Source organism: Ensifer sp. VA4, assembly GCF_055710065.1.
Genome location: NZ_JBVQPO010000006.1, coordinates 264,602 through 285,836, shown reverse-complemented (window position 1 = coordinate 285,836; position 21,235 = coordinate 264,602). Strand labels below are relative to the sequence as shown.

Sequence of the window (21,235 nt, the reverse complement as noted above, 5' to 3'; positions counted from 1 at the left end):
TGCGCTTTCGTGGCCGATATCCGGAACGTCGAAGTCATCGCTCCCAATTTCAAGCGCCGCCTCTCGGGCGTGACGTCCACCATTATTCAGTTGATTCCGATCCAGCGCGCGCTCGGCGAAAAGATCGCCGTGCTCGGCCCGGGACTGCCGGATACCCTGCCCTCGATCCGATTCCGCGATCTCCTGCGCTTGTGGAGCGCACCGGACGGTCGGCCCTGCCGGGTCTGGCATGCGCGCCGCAACGTCGAGATGCTGCCGGCGATCGTGCTGCGCGACCTGCTCGGCATGAAGCTGAAGATCGTCTTCACGTCCGCCTCGCAACGCCGCCACACCGGCTGGAGCAAGTTCCTGATCTCCAGGATGGATGCGGTGATCGCGACGAGCGGCAAGACTGCCGCCTATCTCGAAGTGCCGAACACGGTGATCCTGCACGGCATCGACACGAAACGCTTCCGGCCGCCTGTGGACGCGGCTGCCGCCAAGTCCGCGCTCGGCCTCGACCCCGCGCAGAAATATGTCGGCTGCTTCGGGCGGGTTCGTAAGCAGAAGGGAACCGATCTCTTCGTCGACAGCATGATCGCGCTGCTCCCCTGCCGGCCGGGCTGGAGCGCCGTCGTTGCGGGGCGCGCGACCGGCCCGCATGTGGCGTTCGAGAACGAGCTGAAGGAACGTGTGGCAAAGGCCGGCCTGACGGACCGCATCCGTTTCGTCGGCGAACACACAAACATTCCCGATTGGTATCGCGCGCTCGACCTCTTCGTCGCGCCGCAACGCTGGGAAGGTTTTGGCCTGACGCCGCTCGAGGCCATGGCAACCGGGGTGCCGGTTGTCGCGACCGATGTCGGCGCGTTTTCGGAACTGGTCGTCGTCGGTGAGCAGGAAACCGGCACGATCATTGCCGCAAACGACCTGCAGGCGATGGTCGAGGCGACTGCCGGATTCATGGACGATGATGGCCGCCGCGCCACGGCCGGCGCCAATGGCCTGGGGCTGACCTGTGCGTCCTTCGCGATCGAAGGTGAGGCCCGTGCGATCAATGCCGTCTACGAGCGGTTGATGCGCTTCTGAGCGGCCGGCGGCCGCGTGCTGCTGCATGTCTCCTTAAATCGACCTCGATTTAAGGAGACATGCAGAAAATCAAAGTGCTACGGCGACCTTTGCGCGTCTGATTAGACGCGCGGCGCTGTAGAGCGACCTCAGCGCTTCGAGGCGAAAAGCTTCAGATAGGCGTCGGTGATCGCCTGCTTGGAGAACTGGTTCATCAGCGTCTCGTGGCCGCGTACGGCAAGGCGTTCGCCCAGCGACGTGTCGTTTGCGATCCTGTCAATCGCCTGGGCAAAGCCGTCGGCATCGCCGATATCGACCATCAAGCCGTTTTCGCCGTCGCGCATGAACCATTGCGGCCCTTCGGAACGGCTCGAAACAACGGGCGTGCCCTGGGCCCAGGCCTCGAGGATGACATTGCCGAGCGGCTCATGGCTCGATGCCATGACGAAAATGTCCGAAGCGGCGAGGAAGGGACGCGTATCCTTCTGCCAGCCCGCAAAGCGTACGCGCTTCGAGACGCCGAGATCGGCGGCCAGCTTCTCCAGGTTTCCACGTTCCTCGCCGTCGCCGACGAGCCAGAGGTAGGCGTCCGGCACCTTGGCGATCGCCTGGATCAGCGTGTGGAATCCCTTGCGTGGGACGAAGCGTCCCATCGACATGACGACGGGCGCGTTCTCCGGCGTATCAAGTGTTGCCCGGCTGACGGAGGCGACCCGCTCGGTACCGGTGAAGTTGGAGATGACCTCGACGTCGCGCGTCCAGCCGAGCTTGCGCACATGTTCGGCAATGCCCGGCGTGTTGCAGACGAGACAATCGGTATTGCGGAAATAGTCGAGACGCAGCGGATAGTCGCCGAGGCGGGAAATCTTGATGCAGCCCTTGTAGTTCGGCATGAGGCGGCTTGCGCGCGGCATCCAGGCGAAGAGCGCGTCCGGCTTCTCGCGGCGCGCCATGCTGCTGACCTTCATCGGCAGAAGGATCCGGTCGAGCGACAGGTTGCGGAAATTGCTTTCGATGATGCGCGTCGCACCTTCGATATCCTTCCGCCAGATGCGCCCGGGCCGGATGACCGACGTCTGCTCGACGCCGCGCTCGCCAAGCGCATTGACCAGATGAACGAAGAAGCGCTCTGCGCCGCCGTCCTTACCGAAATGAAAGTGCATGATTTTCATGGGAACCTCACGGGCTGGCCTGGCGCCGATCCATGTCGTCATGGTTCGGACGGCGTTTCAGCGCGTGCCTCTGATAGATCTTGGCTGCGGTCAGGAAGGCGTAGACGGCCCCCGTCATCGCTTCGATGAAGCCCGGAAAGCCGCAGCGCCAAAGGCCGTTGCGGAAATAGAGCCGGTAGAAATAGAGCGGTGGGCTGAACAGCATCTTGTAGGGCCGCGCGGACTTGCCGGCGGCAAACTGCTGGTCTGCCTTGAGCGTCGAGTATTTGTTTTCCTTGAGGATCTGCTCGTCGATGATCAACGGCCGGTAGTGAAGCAGGCTGCCCTTGCGGGCAGCGCCGACGGCACCATCCGGCACGATACCCTCATGGACCTTCTGGTTGAGGTCGTAGCGTCCCCTGCCCTGGCGGATCAGCCTGAGGTTCCGCCTTTCGTGCACGCGCTCTGGCGTGTAGCCGTAGCCGATCAGATAGGGCCTGCGGGCAACGCGCCAGCCGACCGTCTCCGCCGGTGCCTCGAGCAGCGATGGCAGCAGCGCCTTCAGCGACCCGTCCAGGCGCTCGTCGGAATCGATGTTGAGGCACCACGGCTGCGTGCATTGATCGAGGGCGAATTGCTTCTGACCGGCATAACCCCGCCACGGCTCGTGCAGGAAGCGGATCGGCCAGCCCTTGTCGATATAGGATTGCACGAGTGCCGGCGTGCCGTCGGTCGAGCCGGAGTCGACGATGACGATTTCCGCGCATTGATCGAGGCTCTCGATGCAATTGCCGAGATAGGCTTCTTCGTTCTGGCAGATGATGAAGGCGGAAAGCGGAAGCTTGCTCATGGGCGGGCCTTAGATCTGGACGAGGCCGATATCCTTGACCTGGCGAATGGTCAGCATCGTGCGCACCGTGTCGACCCGTTCGTTGGCCGTCAGCACTTCGATGACGAAATCCTGGAAAGTTGTCAGGTTCTCGGCGACACAATGCAGCAGGAAGTCGCTTTCGCCGGAAACTGTCCAGGCCTGGCGGACAATCTGCCATTCGGCCGTGGCGGCAGCGAAGGCCTTGAGATCGGCTTCCGACTGGCGCTTGAGGCCCACCATGCAGAAGGCGACGAGATCGAAGCCGAGGGCCGGCGCGTTCAGGAGCGCGTGATAGCCCTTGATGACGCCGGTTTCTTCGAGCTTGCGCACGCGCCTGAGGCAGGGCGGCGCAGAGATGCCGACCCGTTGGGCGAGATCGACATTGGTCATCCGGCCATCACGCTGGAGCTCGCGAAGGATCTTGAGATCGATTGCGTCGAGCTCGACTTGTTTCGTCATGAACGTTCGTCCTTTTTGCGTGGCGACTTTATGCGCGAGGGCAAAGTCGAAAACCTTGTATTTGCCGATGGTTGGGCTGGCCCGATGGCCGGCGACGCTGACTGGTCCCCTATCCCGGCGCGGCCGCGATCATCTCTGTCGAGATTTTCGGCAAGGCGCGCTCTCCAAGGGCGAGGTCGTCTCGAGTCGGTGCGTGGCCGGGCGCAGCGCCTTCGCGATGGAACCAAGCACGGCCGGCATTCAACCCCATATGCTTCTCCAGCAAAGTGAATCCGCGTGAAATATCGCCAAACCCGCTGGACAACAAGCAGTCGCGCCGACTATTCGCGGGAAAATGGCATGGCCGAGACCGGTAGGATCGCAAAAATGGGCCGCGACCGCCGCAAGCGGCACAGGCTTGGCCGGCTATGGCGATCATTCCTTCGTCGCACCGCTCGCGGCGCAAGGTCCGGCAAATCGGATCGCATGGCCGAACCTGGTGCACAAACGCGTCATCTGGTGGCAAAACTAGGCTTGGCGCTCAAGCACTTGTGTGTATCAGGGCGGACGCCCTTGAAAGTCATGGCAGGGAATACCTAAACTATGGAACTATTTCCCATTGACGCAATGGAATCGGACGAGAGCGTTTCCTCTCCCCGTGAACGAAGGACAAGACTATGACTGCCCGTCACGTGAAAGTGCTGATCGTCGGCTCCGGCCCGGCTGGTTATACCGCCGCCATCTATACGGCGCGCGCCATGCTCGAGCCGGTGCTGATCGCCGGCCTGGAACAGGGCGGCCAGCTGATGATCACCACCGACGTGGAAAACTATCCGGGTTATGCCGATCCGGTTCAGGGGCCCTGGATGATGGAGCAGATGCTGAAGCAGGCGACCCATGTCGGTGCCGATATCGTCAATGATCTCGTGACCGATGTCGATCTGTCGGTGCGCCCGTTCCGCGTCAAGACCGACAGCGGTAGCGAGTGGACGGCGGACGCCCTGATCATCGCAACCGGCGCCAAGGCCAAGTGGCTCGGCATCGAGACCGAACACACCTTCATGGGCTTCGGCGTCTCGGCCTGCGCCACCTGCGACGGTTTCTTCTACCGCAACAAGGACGTCATCGTCGTCGGCGGCGGCAACTCGGCCGTGGAAGAGGCGCTGTATCTGTCGAATCTCGCCAAGACCGTCACCGTCGTGCACCGCCGCGATTCCTTCCGCGCCGAGAAAATCCTGCAGGAGCGCCTGTTCGCCAAGCCGAATGTCAAGGTGATCTGGGACCACGAGGTCGTCGAGTACCTGGGTACTCCGGCGAAGCCGCCGATGCCTGCCTCGGTCAACGGCGTGAAGCTGCGCAACACCAAGACCGGCGAGACCTCGGACATGGTCACCGACGGCGTTTTCGTCGCGATCGGCCACGCGCCGGCGGTCGAACTTTTCAAAGGCAAGCTTCGGCAAAAGTCCAACGGCTACCTGTGGACCGCGCCCGATTCGACGGCGACCGACGTACCCGGCGTTTTTGCCGCAGGCGACGTGACGGACGACATCTATCGTCAGGCGGTGACGGCGGCCGGCATGGGCTGCATGGCAGCGCTCGAGGCTGAGAAATACCTGGCGGGTCATATGCCCGTCGCAATTGCAGCCGAATAGAAGCTGCGAATCGGGGCGGGTGTCCTGAGGCACCTCCCCGTGTGGGAACAGACGCATCAGCCACATCCGGGAGACAGGACCCCGTCTCCCGGAGTGGTTTCATATGGGGGACTTCATGTCGCTGGACTGGGACAAACTGCGCATTTTTCACGCGGCGGCCGAGGCTGGGTCGTTCACGCATGCGGCAGACAAGCTCCATCTCTCCCAGTCGGCGATCAGCCGGCAGGTGAGTTCGCTTGAACAGGACGTTGGCATCAAGCTGTTTCACCGTCATGCGCGCGGCCTGATCCTGACCGAACAGGGCGAAATCCTCTACCGCACGGCGCACGAAGTGCTGATGAAGCTCGAAAGCGTCAAGATTCAGCTCAGCGAGACCACCGACAAGCCGAGCGGCAAGCTGCGCATCACCACGACCGTCGGTCTCGGCCAGGGCTGGCTCACGGACAAGATCCAGGAATTCATGTCGCTGCATCCGGATGTGCAGGTCCAGCTCATCCTCGACAACGAAGAGCTCGACGTGAACATGCGCCATGCGGACTGCGCCATTCGGCTGCGCCAGCCGCAGCAGTCGGACCTGATTCAGCGCAAGCTCTTCACCGTGCATATGCACGTCTACGCCGCGCCGTCCTACATCAACAAGTACGGTGAACCGCAGTCGATCAACGACCTCGACAATCACCGCATCATCACCTTCGGCGAACCGGCGCCGAACTATCTGCTCGACGTGAACTGGCTCGAGATCGCTGGCCGCGATTCCGACAATCCGCGCGTGTCGCACCTGCAGATCAACAGCCAGACCTCGATCAAGCGCGCCTGCCTCTTGGGCATCGGCATCGCCATGCTGCCGGACTATATCGTCGGCCGCGACCCCGGCCTCATCCAGCTTCCGATCAGTGCCGACATCCCGTCGTTCGATACCTATTTTTGCTATCCCGACGAGATGAAGAACGCTGCGAAGCTCAAGGTCTTCCGCGATTACATCGTCGCCAAAGCGCGGAACTGGAATTTCTGACGCCGATCTGCAAATGCTCTTTTTGTGGGCATTTCTTGGTTTCTTCCATAACAAGCTGTTTTTGCTGCGATATTTTGAATGCTTCCTCGATTTTGTGCGGCGCATTTTGTTGTGCGATGCAATAATGTGCAGGGATGCGCACATGACATGGCTGTCATGCATATTAAATGATTGTTGCCCGCCCAAAAAAGCAGCATACCAAACTCAGCTGATGCATCTTTGGTGGCTTCTCCTCCCAGTGCCACCGCAGCAGCTGTTCCCCTCTGGAGGTTTAAATTACCTTCACAACTTATAAGGGCCCAAGTCACCTTGTGGCCCTCTTTTTTTGTCTACTGTTAGATGCGGGCGAACTGTGACGAAAATCACAGCCGACTATTGAAAGTCGGTAGTTCGCTTCCCATATCAAATTGCAGCTGATGCATTCTTGGTGGCTTCTCCTCCCCGCCACCGCATTAGCTGTTCCCCTCTGGAGGTTCTCATTACCTTCACAACTACAAGGGCCCAAGTTTCTTGAGGTCCTTTTTTTTTTGCCCTCGCCGATGCTCACGGCCTTGTGATTTGAATATCGTCCTTTCACGATACATCTATCGATAAAACTCGATATGGCGATATGCAGTGGACCGAGACGAGATATTGAAAGCGCTTGCCCATCCAGTGCGGGTGAACATCCTCGCCTGGCTGAAAGAGCCTCAGCTCCATTTCCCGACGCAGGAGCATCCGTTCGATCTCGGCGTATGCGCCGGTCAGTTCGAACGCTGCGGCCTGTCGCAGTCGACCGTTTCCTCGCACCTCGCGGTACTTCAGCGCGCCGGCCTCGTGACAACGCGCCGGGTCGGCCAGTGGATCTTCTATCGTCGTGACGAAGAGACGATTGCCGCCTTCCTCAAGAGCATCGGCGACCTCTGAACCGCAACACCTCCCAAGCAGACCTCCCAAACAGACCTCCATGAAAGGACCTCACATGGCCTCGCTTTTCGACCCCATCACCATCGGCGATATCCCGCTGAAGAACCGCATCGTCATGGCGCCGCTGACGCGCAATCGTTCTCCCGGCGCCGTACCGAACACACTGAACGTCACCTATTATGAGCAGCGTGCAACGGCCGGCTTGCTGATTACCGAGGGAACGGCAATCACACAGCAGGGTCAGGGCTATGCCGACGTGCCCGGCCTCTATACGCCGGAGGCGCTGGAAGGCTGGCGCAAGGTGACGGATGCAGTGCATGCGAAAGGTGGACGGATCGTCGTGCAGATGTGGCATGTCGGCCGTATCTCGCACAATTCGCTGCAGCCGAACGGCCTCAAGCCGGTTGCGCCGTCCGCAATCCGCGCCAAATCCAAGACCTATCTGATCAATCCGGATGGCACCGGCTCCTTTGCCGAAACCTCCGAACCGCACGCGCTGGAAATTGGCGAGATCGAAGGTATCGTCGAGGACTACCGCAAGGCTGCGCGCGCCGCGATCGATGCCGGCTTCGACGGCATCGAGATCCACGCGGCCAACGGCTATCTCATCGATCAGTTCCTGCGCTCCGGATCGAACCATCGGACGGATTCCTACGGCGGTTCGATCGAGAACCGGGCTCGCTTCCTGTTTGAGGTCATGGATGCGGTGACGAAGGAAATCGGCGCTGGCCGCGTCGGCATCCGTCTTTCGCCGGTAACACCGGCCAACGACGCGTTCGATCCCGAACCGCAATCGCTCTTCGGCTATGTCGTCGCGAACCTCGCCCGTTATCCCCTCGCCTATATCCACATCATCGAGGGCGCGACGGGCGGCCCGCGCGACCACCAGCAGGGCGACCGGCCGTTCGACTATGACGCGCTGCGTTCCGCCTATGTGACGGCCGGCGGCAAGGCTGCCTGGATGACGAACAACGGCTATGACAAGGCGCTGGCGGTGAAGACGGTCAGGGACGGCGAAGCCGATCTCGTCGCTTTCGGCAAATCGTTCATCGCCAATCCGGATCTCGTCGAGCGGCTGAAGCTCGACGCGCCGCTCAACGCGCCGGACCAGGCGACCTTCTATGGGGGCGGCGCCAAGGGCTACACCGACTATCCGGCCCTTGAACAGGTCGCCTGACGCTCCCACATGGCCCATGCCCCGTCACCTCGGCGGGGCATTTGTCCATTGGGAAATCAACCTCTTATGTTTTCTTTATATTTTGAAAAATGGTCATTACAGCCGGACGGCGAAATTATCGTCACGCCCTCCAGCCATCTTCATCCCGTCCGCTATCGCAACCATCAAGCGATGCTGAAGGTCGCGCGGGATCCCGAAGAAAAGTTCGGTCGCCTGCCGATGCTCTATTGGAACGGGCAAGGCGCCGCAAAAGTCTATGAGTCCGACGGCGATGCCGTACTGATGGAGCGCACGGATAGCCAGCGCAACCTGTTCCACATGGCAATGACGGGAAGCGATCAAGACGCGACGCGCATCATCTGCCGCACGGTTGCGGAACTGCATGCGCCGCGTTTGACGCCCGTTCCGCAGGATCTCGTCCCGCTCGACAAATGGTTCGCCTCGCTGGAAGCCGCCGCCCCTGCCCGAGGTGGCCTGTTTGCGCGTGCGCTGGAGGCGGCGAAGGGCCTGCTTGCCGATCCGGAACCGCCCGTCGTGCTTCATGGCGACGTGCACCACGCCAACATCCTCGATTTCGGCGACCGCGGCTGGCTGGCGATCGATCCAAAGCGCGTGTTCGGCGATCGCGGCTACGACTATGCCAACCTGTTCTGCAATCCGGAGCTACCTTTGGTCACCGCTCCTGGCCGGCTGCAAAGGCATCTGCCGATCGTTGCCGAAGAGACGGGCCTTCACCCGCGGCGCATCCTCAATTGGGTGCTGGCCTATTCCGGGCTTTCCGCTGCCTGGTTCCTGGAGGACGGTGACGACTTCGGCGTCGAGAGCGATCTGACGATGGCCGAGATCGCAATCGCCGAGCTCGATCGCTAAGCTCAGCCGGTCCTCAACAGGATGACGGCATAAATGCACGCCTCGCTGCCGGCGTTGCGGAAGACGCAATCCTGCGGCGGCCCGAGTTCCAGGCAGTCCCCCTCGCCAAGAACGTGGGTCTCAGGGCCCTCCACAAAGGTGAGGCTGCCTTGTTTCACCCATATCCATCGACGATGAAGCGCATAGGCGGATGCCGGGATCGGCACCTCGGCGCTGGCCGGAAGCTCGACCTCGACAAGTTCGAGCGGCAGGTCCGACATCGGTGAAACGTGGCGCCGAAGATATCCCGTTTGCGGATCGCGCCACACCGATTGATCCCGCCGTCGCGACAGCCGGCCCTGACTCATCTCCGCTCGCGCGATCAGGCTGGACATGGTCAGGCCGAACGCGCCCGCAAGCTTTGCGAGCAATGTCGCCGTCGGGCTGCTGTCGCCCCGCTCGACCTTGTGGATCATTGCGCGCGAGACACCGGAGCGCTCTGAAAGTTCGCTCAGCGACCAGCCGCGCGCTTCCCGTTCGAGACGAATTCGTTCACCGAGCCGTTGATCCAGACCGTCTACTTTAGTATTCATGTCGTAGTCATATAGTGGACGAATGCGAGGAGCAAGCATGTTGATCAGGGCGGCCATCCAAGACGATCTGCCAGCCATCTGCGAGATCTACAACGACGCCGTCGCGAACACGACGGCGATCTGGAACGAGACCCTGGTCGATGTCGCCAATCGGGCGGCCTGGCTGAAAGCCCGTGCGGACGCAGGCTATCCGGTGCTGGTGGCCGTTTCCGACGAGGGAGATATCGTCGGCTATGCCTCATTCGGCGATTGGCGCGCCTTCGATGGCTATCGCCACACGGTTGAGCATTCCGTCTACGTTCACAAGGATCATCGCGGTGGTGGCATCGGCCGCAAACTCATGGTCGCGCTGATCGCCGAAGCGGAACGGCTGGGCAAGCATGTGATGATCGCAGGCATCGAATCGGAAAACACGGCCTCGATCCGCCTTCACGCCCAACTGGGTTTTGTCGATACCGGCCGCATGCGCGAGGTCGGCACGAAATTCGGCCGCTGGCTCGATCTCACATTCATGCAACTGGTGCTTCGGACGGGCTCGCCACGCTAGGCTCCGGCATCCGCCTCGACAATGACCGCTTGTCGAGGCGATTGGAGATGCTATGAACGCATAAGGCGTGTTTCTGGAACGCAGCAACGTGAGTCTTCGGCGGAAAGTGAGATCGGTCGCTTGGTCACGGGTCGCGAGAGCGGCGCTGGCGCTGCTTGTCAGCGCACCCGTTTTCGTCGCGGGATCGGCGGCTGCTCGTATCGACGACCTCGCCCCTGGCCCGAAATGCGTCTATTCGGGGCGGTCGGCCAAAGACCCCGCGCAGGCACTCTGCATCAGCAAGGAGAATTTCGCCCGCGACGTCTGCGGCGTGATCGATCATTACGCGACGGCGAACGACCTGCCTTCCGCCTTCTTCGCCCGCCTGATCTGGCGCGAAAGCCTGTTCCGGCCGAATGCGGTCAGCCCCAAGGGCGCCGAAGGGATCGCGCAGTTCATGCCGGGAACGGCGAAGCTGCGGGGGCTCAACAACAGCTTCGATGCCGTCGAGGCACTGGGAAAATCGGCGGAATATCTGAACGAGCTCAAGTCGCGTTACGGCAATCTCGGCTTTGCCGCCGCTGCCTACAATGCCGGAGAAAACGGGCTGGAGCGGTTCCTCGAGGTCGATTGGCTGCCGGCCGAAACCCGCAACTACGTGCTCGCGATCACCGCCTACAGCGTCGAGGACTGGCGCGACAATCCTCCAAAAATCCTCGATCTGACGCTCGACAAGAACAAGACCTTCCTGGATGGCTGCGTGGCGCTGGCCAGTACCCGCAACCTTCGCGATATCGAGGTGATCGACGAAGCCGAATGGGCGCCCTGGGGCGTACAGCTCGCCGCGCACTTCCAAAAATCGGTAGCGCAGCGACTGTTCGTGAACGCGGTCAAGCGCCTGCCGGAATCGATCCGAAGCGAGAAGCCTTTGTTGCTTAGGGAGCGCAATGCCAGCTTTGGCCTCAGGATTCGCTACGCCGCGCGCATCGGCCGCGAGACCCAAGCGGAAGCGAACAAGCTCTGCACCACCATCCGCAAGAGCGGCGGCGCCTGCCTCGTCTTCAAGAACTGATCACGTGGCAACGCGGTCGCCGGCGCTCCTAGCTGCTCCCTCCAACGGCAGGCAGCCGAGTCCCCTGAGCGTCGTAGCCACCGCCTCGTCGATCGGCGTGTGCGGCTCTTCACCGAGAACGGCAAGCAGCCGATCGTTCGGCATCCTCAGCGGTTCGCGCCAAACGTAGCGCATCTTGCGCAATTCCTTGAAGAGCGGGACGAAGGGCGAGGCAAGGCCGATCAGCGACCAGGGGAACGCCCGCACCGGTAGCTCCGGCTTACCGACCGCACGGCGGATCGCCGCCACCATCTCTGTGCCGTTGCGGTCGAGGAAGCCGCGCATGTGATAGACGGCAAAGCGCGGCAGGTTCTCGGCACGCTCGACGAGACGGATCATGGTTTCCGCCACGTCGGGCAGATAGGCCCACTGGTGCGAAGTGCCTTCGCGGCCGGGATAGGAAATCGCCGTCAGCGGTTTTCCGGCTTTTACCAGTCCTTGCGAGAACCAGTTGTTCGCGGCTCCCGGGCCGAAGAAGTCGCCTGCCCTGACGATGATGACACCGACGCCTGCGTCGGACGCATTCCTCAGCCGACGCTCCATTTCTTTGCGGATCATGCCCTTGTCCGTATCCGGGTTCTGCGGCGCGTCCTCCGTCAGAATGGGAAAGGCATCGCGGCCGAAATTGTAGATCGTTCCCGGCAGCAGGATGCGCGCCCCTGTGGCCTTGGCCGCAGCGATGGTGCTGTCGAGCATCGGCAGCACCAGGGTGCCCCAATTGCGGTAGCCGGGCGGATTGACGGCGTGCACGATCAGATCGACGCCTTCGGCCGCGGCGCGGACATCCCGCGTGCTCATGGCATCGCCCTGCCGCCAGTCGAGTGCCGGCTCCGCCCGCGCCGCCTTCTCGGCGTTTCGGTTCAAGGCGCGCACCTGCCAGCCGCGCCTGTCAAGCCCGCGCGCGACGGCGCTGCCAATACCGCCCGTCGCCCCGAGCACCAGTGCGATCCTTGTTCTTTCCTGCGTCCCGATCATGTCACGCTCCATCCATTTCGATGAACAGAGGATCACGCATCATGGAGCTAAACGGAATTGCCGAACATCTTTGAGCGGATATACTGAAATGTATGAGCAAACTGGATTTGAGCTGGGATTTCTACAGAAGCTTTCTCGCGGTGTTACGGGAGGGATCGCTGTCCGCGGCCGCCCGCGAGCTCGGCCTGACGCAGCCGACCATCGGCCGGCACATAGATGCGATGGAAGCATCCCTTGGTTATCCGCTCTTCGTGCGGTCTCCGCACGGCCTGCTGCCGACCGAAGCCGCGCTGGCGCTCAGGCCCTATGCCGAGACGCTTTCCGCGACATCGGCGGCGCTCCTGCGGGCCGCGTCCAGCCAGCGTGATGCCGTCAGCGGTACGGTGCGCATCAGTGCCAGCGAGGTCATCGGCATCGAGGTCCTGCCGCCGATCCTGGCGCAACTGCACGAGGACTATCCGGAACTGACGATCGAACTCTCCGCGTCCGATGCGGTCGAAGATCTGTTGCGCCAGGAGGCGGATATCGCGGTGCGCATGGTCGCGCCGGCGCAGGATGCCTTGATCGCCCGCCACCTCGGCGTCGTCCCCATCAGCTTTCACGCCCACCGCCGTTACATCGCGCGGCGCGGTATGCCTCAGGCACTGACCGATCTCGCCGATCACAGCCTGATCGGCTACGACCGGGAAACCGCGGCAATCCGGGCGATCATCGCGCGCTCGCCCGAACTGCCGCCGGCAGGCTTTGCGCTGAAGGCTGACAGCAACCTTGCCCAATTGGCCGCGATCCGCGCCGGCTTCGGCATCGGCATCTGCCAGAACGGCCTGGCGGCGCGCGACCCCAATCTTCTCCCGGTGCTGCCGGGCCTCTTCGAGATGAAACTCGATACTTGGCTGGTAATGCACGAGAACCTGAAGTCGGCGCCGCGCTGCCGCGTCACGTTCGACGCACTGGCCAAGGGGCTGCGCGACTACATTCGCGGAGCGGCACCTGCGGCAGAGGACGGCGATGCTTCCGCCTAGCGCAGTGGTTGCCCGCCTGACGATGGAGACATCGCCTCCATCCGCGTCCACCGTGTCGAGCACGAGCGCGGATCGCGCCCAACAGACCCCGCTTCCTTCAGCAAGTTTGCGATCGTCGCGAAGGGCAGCTTCAAATCAGACAAGAGAAGAGCCCGCCAAGATGACGGGCTCTCAAATTTCTTGGGTTAGTCGATCGCGTGGCGGTTAGCCCTCGGATTCGGCTGGCGTTTCCGGCACGCCGTTGTCGACCGCTGCCTCCTCGCCTTCGTCTTCGCCGTCTGGCTCGCTGATGCGCTCGACCGAAACGACCTTCTCGTCCTTGGCGGTCGAGAAGATGGTGACGCCCTTGGTCGCGCGGCTCGCAAGCCGGACGCCATTGATCGGAACGCGGATCAACTGGCCGCCATCGGAGACGAGCATGATCTGGTCGTTGTCTTCGATCGGGAAGGCTGCGACCAACTCGCCGATTTCCGCGGTCCGCGACGTATCGGTGGCACGGATGCCCTTGCCGCCACGACCGGAGGTGCGGAAGTCGTAGGATGACGAGCGCTTGCCGAAGCCCTTGGCCGAGACCGTCAGCACGAACTGTTCGCGTGCCTTGAGTTCCTCGTAGCGTTCGTTCGAAAGCTCGCCGCCATCGGTGACTTCCTCGCCAACCAGCGCGATTTCTTCCTCGTCGCCGTTCGTCGCGCGTCGTTCTGCCGCCGCACGCTTCAGATAGGCAGCGCGCTCCCACGGTTCGGCGTCTACATGGCCAAGGATCGCCATCGAGATGATGCGGTCGCCGTCGCCGAGGTTGATGCCACGAACACCGATCGAGTTGCGGCCGGCAAAGACGCGCACATCGTCGACCGGGAAGCGGATGCACTGGCCGAGCGCCGTTGTCAGCATGACGTCATCATGCTCCGTGCAGGTGTCGACGGACAGGATCTCGTCGCCCTCTTCCTCGAGCTTCATCGCGATCTTGCCGTTGCGGTTGACCTGGACGAAGTCCGACAGCTTGTTGCGGCGAACCGTGCCGCGGGTCGTCGAGAACATGACGTCGAGGTTTTCCCAGGTCGCCTCGTCCTCCGGCAACGGCATGATGGTGGTGATGCGTTCGCCGGGCTCCAGCGGCAGCATGTTGATCAGCGCCTTGCCGCGTGACTGCGGCGTGCCGATCGGCAGGCGCCAGACCTTCTCCTTATAGACGATGCCACGCGAGGAGAAGAACAGAACCGGCGTATGGGTGTTGGCGACGAATAGCCGGGTAACAAAATCCTCGTCCCTGGTCGCCATGCCCGAACGGCCCTTGCCGCCGCGACGCTGCGCCCGGTAGGTCGTCAACGGCACGCGCTTGATGTAGCCGAGATGCGAGACGGTCACGACCATGTCTTCACGGGCAATGAGGTCCTCATCGTCCATGTCCGGGCCGCCTTCCATGATCTCGGTGCGGCGCGGTGTGCCGAACTCGTCGCGGATGGCGATGAGCTCTTCCTTGACGATCGACATGATGCGCAGGCGCGACGACAGGATGTCGAGGTAATCCTTGATTTCCTCGCCGATCTTGTTGAGTTCGTCGCCGATTTCATCGCGGCCGAGCGCGGTCAGGCGCTGCAGGCGCAGGTCGAGGATGGCGCGGGCCTGCTCTTCCGAGAGGTTGTAGGTGCCGTCCTCGTTGATGCGGTGGCGCGGGTCGTCGATCAGGCGAATGAGGCTCTCGACGTCATGGGCCGGCCAGCGACGCTCCATCAGTTGCTCGCGCGCCGTCTGCGGGTCTGGCGCATGGCGGATGAGCTTGATGATTTCGTCGATATTGGCGACCGCGATGGCGAGACCGACGAGCACATGGGCCCGGTCGCGCGCCTTGCGCAGCAGGTATTTCGTGCGCCGGCTAACGACTTCTTCGCGGAACGAAACGAAGGCCCTGAGCATGTCGAGCAGCGTCATGTGCTCGGGCTTGCCGCCGTTCAGCGCCACCATGTTGCAGCCAAACGAGGTCTGCAGCGGCGTATAGCGGTAGAGCTGGTTCAGGATGACGTCGGCATTGGCGTCGCGCTTCAGTTCGATGACGACGCGATAGCCCTGACGGTCGGATTCGTCGCGCAGGTCGGAGATGCCCTCGATGCGCTTCTCGCGCACCAGTTCGGCCATCTTCTCGATCATCGTCGCCTTGTTCACCTGGAACGGGATCTCGGTGATGATGATCTGCTCGCGGTCGCCGCGCATTGGCTCGATATGGGCGCGGCCGCGCATGATGACCGAGCCGCGACCGGTCTCGTAGGCCGAGCGGATGCCGGAGCGGCCGAGGATCAGCGCGCCGGTCGGGAAGTCCGGCCCCGGGATGATTTCCATCAGTTCCGGCAATTCGATCGCCGGATTGTCGATCAGCGCGGCGCAACCGTCGATGACTTCGACGAGATTGTGCGGCGGGATGTTCGTCGCCATGCCGACGGCGATGCCGCCGGCGCCGTTGACGAGCAGGTTCGGGAACTTCGCGGGAACGACGGACGGCTCCTGCAGGGTGCCGTCATAGTTGTCGCGGAAGTCGACCGTTTCCTTGTCGAGGTCGTCGAGCAGGGAATGCGCTGCCTTCTGCAGGCGGCATTCGGTGTAGCGTTCCGCTGCCGGCGGGTCGCCGTCGACGGAACCGAAGTTGCCCTGGCCATCGATCAGCGGCAGGCGCAGAGACCAATCCTGCGCCATGCGTGCAAGCGCGTCGTAGATCGCGGCGTTGCCGTGCGGGTGATACTTACCCATCACGTCCCCGGTGACGCGGGCGCATTTGACGTATTTCTTGTTCCAGTCGATGCCGAGCTCGCTCATCCCGTAGAGGATGCGGCGGTGCACGGGTTTCAGACCGTCACGCACGTCGGGAAGCGCGCGGCTGACGATGACGCTCATCGCGTAATCGAGATAGGACCGCTGCATTTCCTCGATGATGGAAATCGGCTCAATGCCTGGCGGAGTTTTTCCGCCGCCGGGAGTGCTTTGCTCAGTCAATGGTGATCACGATCTTTGTTCAGAATCAGTCGGATATTTATAGCGGATTGCCACCGGAATCGCCAATTTGCGGCCCACGGCACCACTCGTCCGCCCAAGTGTGAAGATTTCACTGTAACGTTTTGATTCACTGCATGATTCGCTCGGTGATCCAGATCAGGAGCCGGCGAGCCATGCGGCAGTTGTGAACAGTCTTTTGCCGCCGGAGGAGGCTTTTCTAGGGCATTGCGCGGCAAATCGGAAGACCCCCGCCGCCAATCGCCGCGGCGCCGCGCATTTGCGGGCCGCTCGCCGCAAGGAATTGCTCATTAAGTCATTGCTGAGACTTTGTTTGCCGCCCTCTTTCCAAGCGCTCGCGGCTTGCCTAACAATGCCCCATGCCACCGGGAAAACCCGGGGCGAATCCGGAAGGGGAAACGGATGTTCAATATCGACCTCCTGGTCAATGCGCTCACCACGCTTCTCGTCACCCTCGATCCGCCCGGCCTCGCGCCAATCTTCCTGAGCCTGACGGTCGGCCTCAGCCGGCAGGAGCGCTTTCAGGTGGCCACGCGCGGCTCGCTGATCGCCTTCTTCATTCTCGCCGCCTTCGCGCTCTTCGGTAATGGCATTCTCGGTCTGCTCGGCATCTCGATCGGCGCCTTCCGCATCGCCGGCGGCCTGCTGCTCTTCTGGATCTCCTTCGAGATGATTTTCGAGAAGCGGCAGGAACGCAAGGAAAAGACCGGCGAGAACGCAACCGCCAAGGACCACATCCACAACATCGCGGTCTTCCCGCTCGCCCTGCCCTTGATTGCCGGGCCAGGCGCGATCTCGGCGACGATCCTGCTTGCCGGCTCGTTTCCGACGGCCGTGGAGCGCACGCAGCTCATCATCGTCATCGCGCTGTCGATCTTGAGCCTCTTCCTGGCGCTCGTGATCGCCGAGCGCATCGACCGGTTTCTCGGCGTCACCGGCCGGGCCATCCTGACCCGCCTGCTCGGCGTCATCCTGGCGGCTCTTGCCGTCCAGTTCGTCGTCGACGGTGTCAAATCCGCCATGGCCCTCTAGGCCGACGATCTGAAGTCATCGCGAGACGACGGTGGTTTCCGTACAAACAGAAACGCCGTGCCCAAACGGACACGGCGTTTGAAACAGTGCGGGTTGGCTACAACGATCAGAACGGAATATCGTCGTCCATATCGCGCGAGAAGCCGCCGCCCTGGCCCTGGCCACCCTGGCCGCCGGAGCGTCCGCCGCCGGACGACTGGCGCGGCTGATCGTAATCGTCGTAACCGCCGCCGCCACCGCCGTAGCTGCTGCCGCCGAAGTCGCCGCCGCCACCACGGCTGACGCCGGAGCCGCCGCCCTCGCCGCGGCCGTCAAGCATCGTCAGCGTCGAGTTGAAGCCCTGCAGCACGACTTCCGTGGAATAGCGGTCGTTGCCGTTCTGGTCTTGCCACTTGCGGGTCTGCAGCGCGCCTTCGATGTAGAGCTTGGCGCCCTTCTTCACATATTGCTCGACGACCTTGCAGAGGCCCTCGTTGAAGACCACGACGGTGTGCCATTCGGTCTTCTCACGACGCTCGCCGCTGTTGCGGTCGCGCCAGGATTCCGAGGTTGCGATGCGCAGGTTGGCGATCGGCCGGCCGTCCTGCGTGCGCCGGATTTCCGGGTCTGCCCCGACATTTCCGATCAAGATCACCTTGTTGACGCTTCCAGCCATGTTGCTTTTCCCGTGGTTTCACCGGACCTTAGGCCCGGCTTGGAATTTCAAGAGCGCGCATCTTAGCGGCCAGATGCCGCCGATACGCCCCGCCTCGCACATAATCCACAACAGTTTTGGTCGTTTTATGGGCGATTTGTTCTTTCTTTGTTCTAGTATTTGGCTATGATCCTGTCAACCGACTCGAATTGGCCGCCTCTTTTGCCGATTGCGCCTCGACATGGGCGTTAGCGTCATTACATAGGGGGCTTTCAACCGACATGCAAAAGCTGGCTTCCGATGAGTGAACTCAAGACCATCTCCATTCGTGGTGCGCGTGAGCACAATCTGAAAGGCATCGACCTCGATCTGCCGCGCAACAAGCTGATCGTGATGACCGGCCTATCCGGCTCTGGCAAGTCCTCGCTCGCCTTCGATACGATCTATGCCGAGGGGCAGCGCCGCTATGTCGAGAGCCTGTCGGCCTATGCGCGCCAGTTCCTCGAGATGATGCAGAAGCCGGATGTCGACCAGATCGACGGCCTGTCGCCGGCGATTTCTATCGAGCAGAAGACGACCTCGCGCAACCCGCGTTCGACGGTCGGCACGGTCACGGAAATCTACGACTATATGCGCCTGCTCTTCGCGCGCGTCGGCGTGCCCTATTCGCCGGCGACGGGCCTGCCGATCGAAAGCCAGACCGTCAGCCAGATGGTCGATCGGGTGCTGGAGTTTGGCGAAGGCACGCGTCTTTATATCCTCGCGCCGCTCGTTCGCGGCCGCAAGGGCGAGTACAAGAAGGAACTCGCCGAGTTGATGAAGAAGGGCTTTCAGCGCGTCAAGGTCGACGGCACCTTCTACGAGATCGCCGAAGTTCCGCCGCTCGACAAGAAGTACAAGCATGACATCGACGTCGTGGTCGACCGCGTGGTCGTGCGGCCGGATCTCGCTTCGCGCCTCGCCGACAGCCTCGAGACCTGCCTGACGCTGGCCGACGGGCTTGCGATTGCCGAATTCGCCGACAAGCCGCTGCCGCCGGAAGAAACGGCTGCAGGCGGCTCGGCCAACAAGTCGCTGAACGAGACCCACGAGCGCGTGTTGTTTTCGGAAAAATTCGCCTGCCCGGTCTCCGGTTTCACGATCTCCGAGATCGAGCCGCGCCTGTTCTCGTTCAACAATCCCTTCGGCGCCTGCCCGACCTGTGACGGTCTCGGCAGCCAGCAGAAGATCGACGTGGCGCTGATCGTTCCGGAGGAGCACAGGACCTTGCGCGACGGCGCGATCGCGCCCTGGGCCAAGTCGTCCTCGCCCTACTACAACCAGACGCTGGAGGCGCTCGGCAAGGCCTTCGGCTTCAAGCTCGGTAACCGTTGGAACGAATTGTCTTCGGCCGCGCAGAATGCGATCCTGCACGGAACGGAAGAGAAGATCGTCTTCCACTATGAGGACGGCGCCCGCTCCTACAACACCACCAAGAATTTCGAAGGCATCGTGCCCAATCTCGAGCGCCGCTGGAAGGAAACCGATAGCGCCTGGGCGCGCGAAGAGATCGAACGTTACATGTCGGCCGCCCCCTGCCCGGCCTGCGCCGGTTTCCGCCTGAAGCCCGAGGCGCTGGCGGTCAAGATCGACAAGCTGCACATCGGTCAGGTCACCGAGATGTCGATCCGCGTTGCGCGCGACTGGTTCGAGGCGCTGCCGGCGCATCTCAATACCAAGCAGAACGAAATCGCCGTCCGCATCCTCAAGGAGATCCGCGACCGTCTGCGCTTCCTCAACGACGTCGGCCTCGAATATCTCAGCCTGTCGCGCAACTCCGGAACCCTCTCGGGCGGTGAAAGCCAGCGTATCCGGCTTGCCTCGCAGATCGGCTCGGGCCTCACGGGCGTGCTCTACGTGCTCGACGAACCGTCGATCGGGCTGCACCAGCGCGACAACGCCCGCCTGCTCGAAACGCTCCGGCATCTGCGCGATATCGGCAATACCGTGATCGTCGTCGAGCACGACGAGGACGCGATCCTGACGGCCGATTATGTCGTCGACATCGGCCCGGCCGCGGGCATCCATGGCGGCGAGGTCATCGCGCAAGGGTCTCCGTCGGACATCATGGCCAATCCGAAATCGCTGACCGGCAAGTATCTTTCCGGCGAGCTTTCGGTCGCGGTTCCCTCGGAACGTCGTAAGCCGAAGAAGAAGAAGGAAATCACCGTCGTCGGCGCCCGCGCCAACAACCTGAAGAACGTCACCGCCTCAATCCCGCTCGGTGTCTTCACCGCCGTGACCGGTGTGTCCGGCGGCGGCAAGTCGACTTTCCTGATCGAAACGCTCTACAAGGCCGCTGCCCGCCGTATCATGGGCGCGCGCGAGAACCCGGCGGAGCACGACCGCATCGATGGCTTCGAGCATATCGACAAGGTGATTGACATCGACCAGTCGCCGATCGGCCGCACGCCGCGCTCCAACCCAGCGACCTATACCGGCGCCTTCACGCCGATCCGCGACTGGTTTGCCGGTCTGCCGGAGGCAAAGGCACGCGGCTACCAGCCGGGCCGCTTCTCGTTCAACGTCAAGGGTGGCCGCTGCGAGGCCTGTCAGGGCGACGGCGTCATCAAGATCGAAATGCACTTCCTGCCGGATGTCTACGTCACCTGCGACGTCTGCCACGGCAAGCGTTACAACCGCGAAACGCTCGACGTGCACTTCAAGGGCAAGTCCATTGCCGACGTGCTCGACATGACGGTCGAGGAAGGCGTGGAGTTCTTTGCCGCCGTCCCCGCCGTGCGCGACAAGCTGGTGACGCTGAACCAGGTGGGCCTCGGCTACATCAAGGTCGGGCAGCAGGCAAACACGCTTTCAGGCGGTGAAGCCCAGCGCGTCAAGCTGGCGAAGGAACTGTCGAAGCGCTCCACCGGCCGTACGCTCTACATTCTCGACGAGCCGACAACCGGCTTGCATTTCCATGACGTAGCCAAGCTTCTTGAAGTTCTGCATGAACTTGTGAACCAGGGCAATTCCGTCGTCGTCATCGAGCACAATCTCGAGGTCATCAAGACCGCCGACTGGATCATCGACTTCGGTCCCGAAGGTGGCGATGGCGGCGGCGAGGTCATCGCCAAGGGTACGCCTGAGGAGGTGGTCAAGGAGAAGCGCTCCTATACCGGCCAGTTCCTGAAGGAGCTTCTCGAGCGCCGGCCGATGAAGAAGGTCGAGGCGGCGGAGTGATCGCCTCGACGCCGATC

19 protein-coding genes are annotated in these 21,235 nt (G+C 62.2%); 11 read left to right on the top strand and 8 right to left on the bottom strand.

Annotated elements, in window-relative coordinates:
* Positions 1-9: 9 nt before the first annotated feature.
* The gene (locus AC0C6X_RS12745) at positions 10-1,068 is read left to right on the top strand and encodes a glycosyltransferase family 4 protein (protein ID WP_472953427.1); all 1,059 of its coding nucleotides are present in this window, start codon (positions 10-12) and stop codon (positions 1,066-1,068) included.
* Positions 1,069-1,196: 128 nt separating this feature from the next.
* Here the strand turns inward: AC0C6X_RS12745 and AC0C6X_RS12740 are convergent, their stop codons facing one another.
* Genes AC0C6X_RS12740 through AC0C6X_RS12730 form a run of 3 tightly spaced genes read right to left on the bottom strand, consistent with a single transcriptional unit; the run spans position 1,197 to position 3,528 of the window.
* Positions 1,197-2,219 carry a glycosyltransferase gene (locus AC0C6X_RS12740; RefSeq protein WP_173516545.1) on the bottom strand — a complete coding sequence of 341 codons (1,023 nt, stop codon included), beginning with the start codon at positions 2,217-2,219 and terminating at the stop codon, positions 1,197-1,199.
* A 7-nt stretch (positions 2,220-2,226) separates the two neighbouring features.
* Positions 2,227-3,048, bottom strand: a complete 822-nt coding sequence (locus AC0C6X_RS12735; RefSeq protein ID WP_472953426.1) for a glycosyltransferase family 2 protein — start codon at positions 3,046-3,048, stop codon at positions 2,227-2,229.
* A 9-nt stretch (positions 3,049-3,057) separates the two neighbouring features.
* A complete protein-coding gene (locus tag AC0C6X_RS12730) occupies positions 3,058-3,528 on the bottom strand; it encodes an Lrp/AsnC family transcriptional regulator (RefSeq protein ID WP_043614306.1) in 471 nt (156 codons plus the stop codon).
* A 656-nt stretch (positions 3,529-4,184) separates the two neighbouring features.
* Between AC0C6X_RS12730 and trxB the strand changes: the two genes are divergently transcribed.
* Complete coding sequence (gene trxB / locus AC0C6X_RS12725; protein ID WP_472953425.1) at positions 4,185-5,159, top strand: thioredoxin-disulfide reductase; 975 nt, start codon at positions 4,185-4,187, stop codon at positions 5,157-5,159.
* Between the two features lie 115 nt (positions 5,160-5,274).
* A complete protein-coding gene (locus AC0C6X_RS12720; RefSeq protein WP_173518131.1) occupies positions 5,275-6,171 on the top strand; it encodes a LysR family transcriptional regulator VtlR in 897 nt (298 codons plus the stop codon).
* Here the strand turns inward: AC0C6X_RS12720 and AC0C6X_RS12715 are convergent.
* Positions 6,135-6,479 (bottom strand): hypothetical protein, encoded by a 345-nt coding sequence (locus AC0C6X_RS12715; protein WP_472953423.1) that lies wholly within the window; start codon positions 6,477-6,479, stop codon positions 6,135-6,137. The genes AC0C6X_RS12720 and AC0C6X_RS12715 overlap by 37 nt on opposite strands.
* A 307-nt stretch (positions 6,480-6,786) precedes the next feature.
* Here AC0C6X_RS12715 and AC0C6X_RS12710 point away from each other — a divergent pair, with 307 nt between their 5' ends.
* From AC0C6X_RS12710 to AC0C6X_RS12700, 3 genes are all read left to right on the top strand, one after another.
* Positions 6,787-7,077 (top strand): ArsR/SmtB family transcription factor, encoded by a 291-nt coding sequence (locus AC0C6X_RS12710; RefSeq protein WP_247958974.1) that lies wholly within the window; start codon positions 6,787-6,789, stop codon positions 7,075-7,077.
* Between the two features lie 55 nt (positions 7,078-7,132).
* On the top strand, positions 7,133-8,254 hold the full coding sequence (locus AC0C6X_RS12705; protein WP_472953420.1) for an alkene reductase: 1,122 nt from the start codon (positions 7,133-7,135) through the stop codon (positions 8,252-8,254).
* A gap of 66 nt (positions 8,255-8,320) precedes the next feature.
* Positions 8,321-9,124 carry an aminoglycoside phosphotransferase family protein gene (locus AC0C6X_RS12700; protein ID WP_472953417.1) on the top strand — a complete coding sequence of 268 codons (804 nt, stop codon included), beginning with the start codon at positions 8,321-8,323 and terminating at the stop codon, positions 9,122-9,124.
* A 2-nt stretch (positions 9,125-9,126) separates the two neighbouring features.
* Here AC0C6X_RS12700 and AC0C6X_RS12695 read toward each other — a convergent pair whose 3' ends face one another.
* Positions 9,127-9,696, bottom strand: a complete 570-nt coding sequence (locus tag AC0C6X_RS12695) for a helix-turn-helix domain-containing protein (protein WP_247959117.1) — start codon at positions 9,694-9,696, stop codon at positions 9,127-9,129.
* Between the two features lie 37 nt (positions 9,697-9,733).
* On the opposite strand from AC0C6X_RS12695, the gene AC0C6X_RS12690 reads away from it, so the two are divergent.
* Both AC0C6X_RS12690 and AC0C6X_RS12685 read left to right on the top strand, forming a co-directional pair.
* Complete coding sequence (locus AC0C6X_RS12690) at positions 9,734-10,243, top strand: GNAT family N-acetyltransferase (RefSeq protein ID WP_247958972.1); 510 nt, start codon at positions 9,734-9,736, stop codon at positions 10,241-10,243.
* A 106-nt stretch (positions 10,244-10,349) separates the two neighbouring features.
* A complete protein-coding gene (locus AC0C6X_RS12685; RefSeq protein WP_376741631.1) occupies positions 10,350-11,294 on the top strand; it encodes a lytic transglycosylase domain-containing protein in 945 nt (314 codons plus the stop codon).
* Here the strand turns inward: AC0C6X_RS12685 and AC0C6X_RS12680 are convergent, their stop codons facing one another.
* Positions 11,295-12,308: an SDR family NAD(P)-dependent oxidoreductase gene (locus AC0C6X_RS12680; protein WP_247958971.1), complete on the bottom strand. Its 1,014-nt coding sequence runs from the start codon at positions 12,306-12,308 to the stop codon at positions 11,295-11,297.
* A 92-nt stretch (positions 12,309-12,400) separates the two neighbouring features.
* Here AC0C6X_RS12680 and AC0C6X_RS12675 point away from each other — a divergent pair, with 92 nt between their 5' ends.
* Complete coding sequence (locus tag AC0C6X_RS12675; RefSeq protein WP_173516553.1) at positions 12,401-13,330, top strand: LysR family transcriptional regulator; 930 nt, start codon at positions 12,401-12,403, stop codon at positions 13,328-13,330.
* A gap of 204 nt (positions 13,331-13,534) precedes the next feature.
* Here AC0C6X_RS12675 and gyrA read toward each other — a convergent pair whose 3' ends face one another.
* Complete coding sequence (gene gyrA / locus AC0C6X_RS12670) at positions 13,535-16,312, bottom strand: DNA gyrase subunit A (protein ID WP_247958970.1); 2,778 nt, start codon at positions 16,310-16,312, stop codon at positions 13,535-13,537.
* Positions 16,313-16,732: 420 nt separating this feature from the next.
* Here gyrA and AC0C6X_RS12665 point away from each other — a divergent pair, with 420 nt between their 5' ends.
* Entirely contained in the window at positions 16,733-17,362 is a 630-nt protein-coding gene (locus AC0C6X_RS12665; protein ID WP_173516555.1) for a MarC family protein, read from the top strand.
* A gap of 106 nt (positions 17,363-17,468) precedes the next feature.
* Here AC0C6X_RS12665 and AC0C6X_RS12660 read toward each other — a convergent pair whose 3' ends face one another.
* Positions 17,469-18,017: a single-stranded DNA-binding protein gene (locus tag AC0C6X_RS12660; protein ID WP_173516556.1), complete on the bottom strand. Its 549-nt coding sequence runs from the start codon at positions 18,015-18,017 to the stop codon at positions 17,469-17,471.
* 279 nt (positions 18,018-18,296) lie between these two features.
* Between AC0C6X_RS12660 and uvrA the strand changes: the two genes are divergently transcribed.
* Positions 18,297-21,218 carry an excinuclease ABC subunit UvrA gene (gene uvrA, locus AC0C6X_RS12655; protein ID WP_472953415.1) on the top strand — a complete coding sequence of 974 codons (2,922 nt, stop codon included), beginning with the start codon at positions 18,297-18,299 and terminating at the stop codon, positions 21,216-21,218.
* Positions 21,219-21,235 lie beyond the last annotated feature (17 nt).

What these genes read in the sequence shown, in the direction of transcription:
- AC0C6X_RS12675 (WP_173516553.1), top strand. Translation starts at nt 12,401, where the DNA reads ATGAGCAAACTGGATTTGAGCTGGGATTTCTACAGAAGCTTTCTCGCG.
- AC0C6X_RS12740 (WP_173516545.1), bottom strand. Translation starts at nt 2,219, where the DNA reads ATGAAAATCATGCACTTTCATTTCGGTAAGGACGGCGGCGCAGAGCGC.
- uvrA (WP_472953415.1), top strand. Translation starts at nt 18,297, where the DNA reads ATGAGTGAACTCAAGACCATCTCCATTCGTGGTGCGCGTGAGCACAAT.
- AC0C6X_RS12660 (WP_173516556.1), bottom strand. Translation starts at nt 18,017, where the DNA reads ATGGCTGGAAGCGTCAACAAGGTGATCTTGATCGGAAATGTCGGGGCA.
- AC0C6X_RS12680 (WP_247958971.1), bottom strand. Translation starts at nt 12,308, where the DNA reads ATGATCGGGACGCAGGAAAGAACAAGGATCGCACTGGTGCTCGGGGCG.
- AC0C6X_RS12700 (WP_472953417.1), top strand. Translation starts at nt 8,321, where the DNA reads ATGTTTTCTTTATATTTTGAAAAATGGTCATTACAGCCGGACGGCGAA.
- AC0C6X_RS12665 (WP_173516555.1), top strand. Translation starts at nt 16,733, where the DNA reads ATGTTCAATATCGACCTCCTGGTCAATGCGCTCACCACGCTTCTCGTC.
- AC0C6X_RS12705 (WP_472953420.1), top strand. Translation starts at nt 7,133, where the DNA reads ATGGCCTCGCTTTTCGACCCCATCACCATCGGCGATATCCCGCTGAAG.
- trxB (WP_472953425.1), top strand. Translation starts at nt 4,185, where the DNA reads ATGACTGCCCGTCACGTGAAAGTGCTGATCGTCGGCTCCGGCCCGGCT.
- AC0C6X_RS12730 (WP_043614306.1), bottom strand. Translation starts at nt 3,528, where the DNA reads ATGACGAAACAAGTCGAGCTCGACGCAATCGATCTCAAGATCCTTCGC.
- AC0C6X_RS12720 (WP_173518131.1), top strand. Translation starts at nt 5,275, where the DNA reads ATGTCGCTGGACTGGGACAAACTGCGCATTTTTCACGCGGCGGCCGAG.
- AC0C6X_RS12735 (WP_472953426.1), bottom strand. Translation starts at nt 3,048, where the DNA reads ATGAGCAAGCTTCCGCTTTCCGCCTTCATCATCTGCCAGAACGAAGAA.
- AC0C6X_RS12695 (WP_247959117.1), bottom strand. Translation starts at nt 9,696, where the DNA reads ATGAATACTAAAGTAGACGGTCTGGATCAACGGCTCGGTGAACGAATT.
- AC0C6X_RS12690 (WP_247958972.1), top strand. Translation starts at nt 9,734, where the DNA reads ATGTTGATCAGGGCGGCCATCCAAGACGATCTGCCAGCCATCTGCGAG.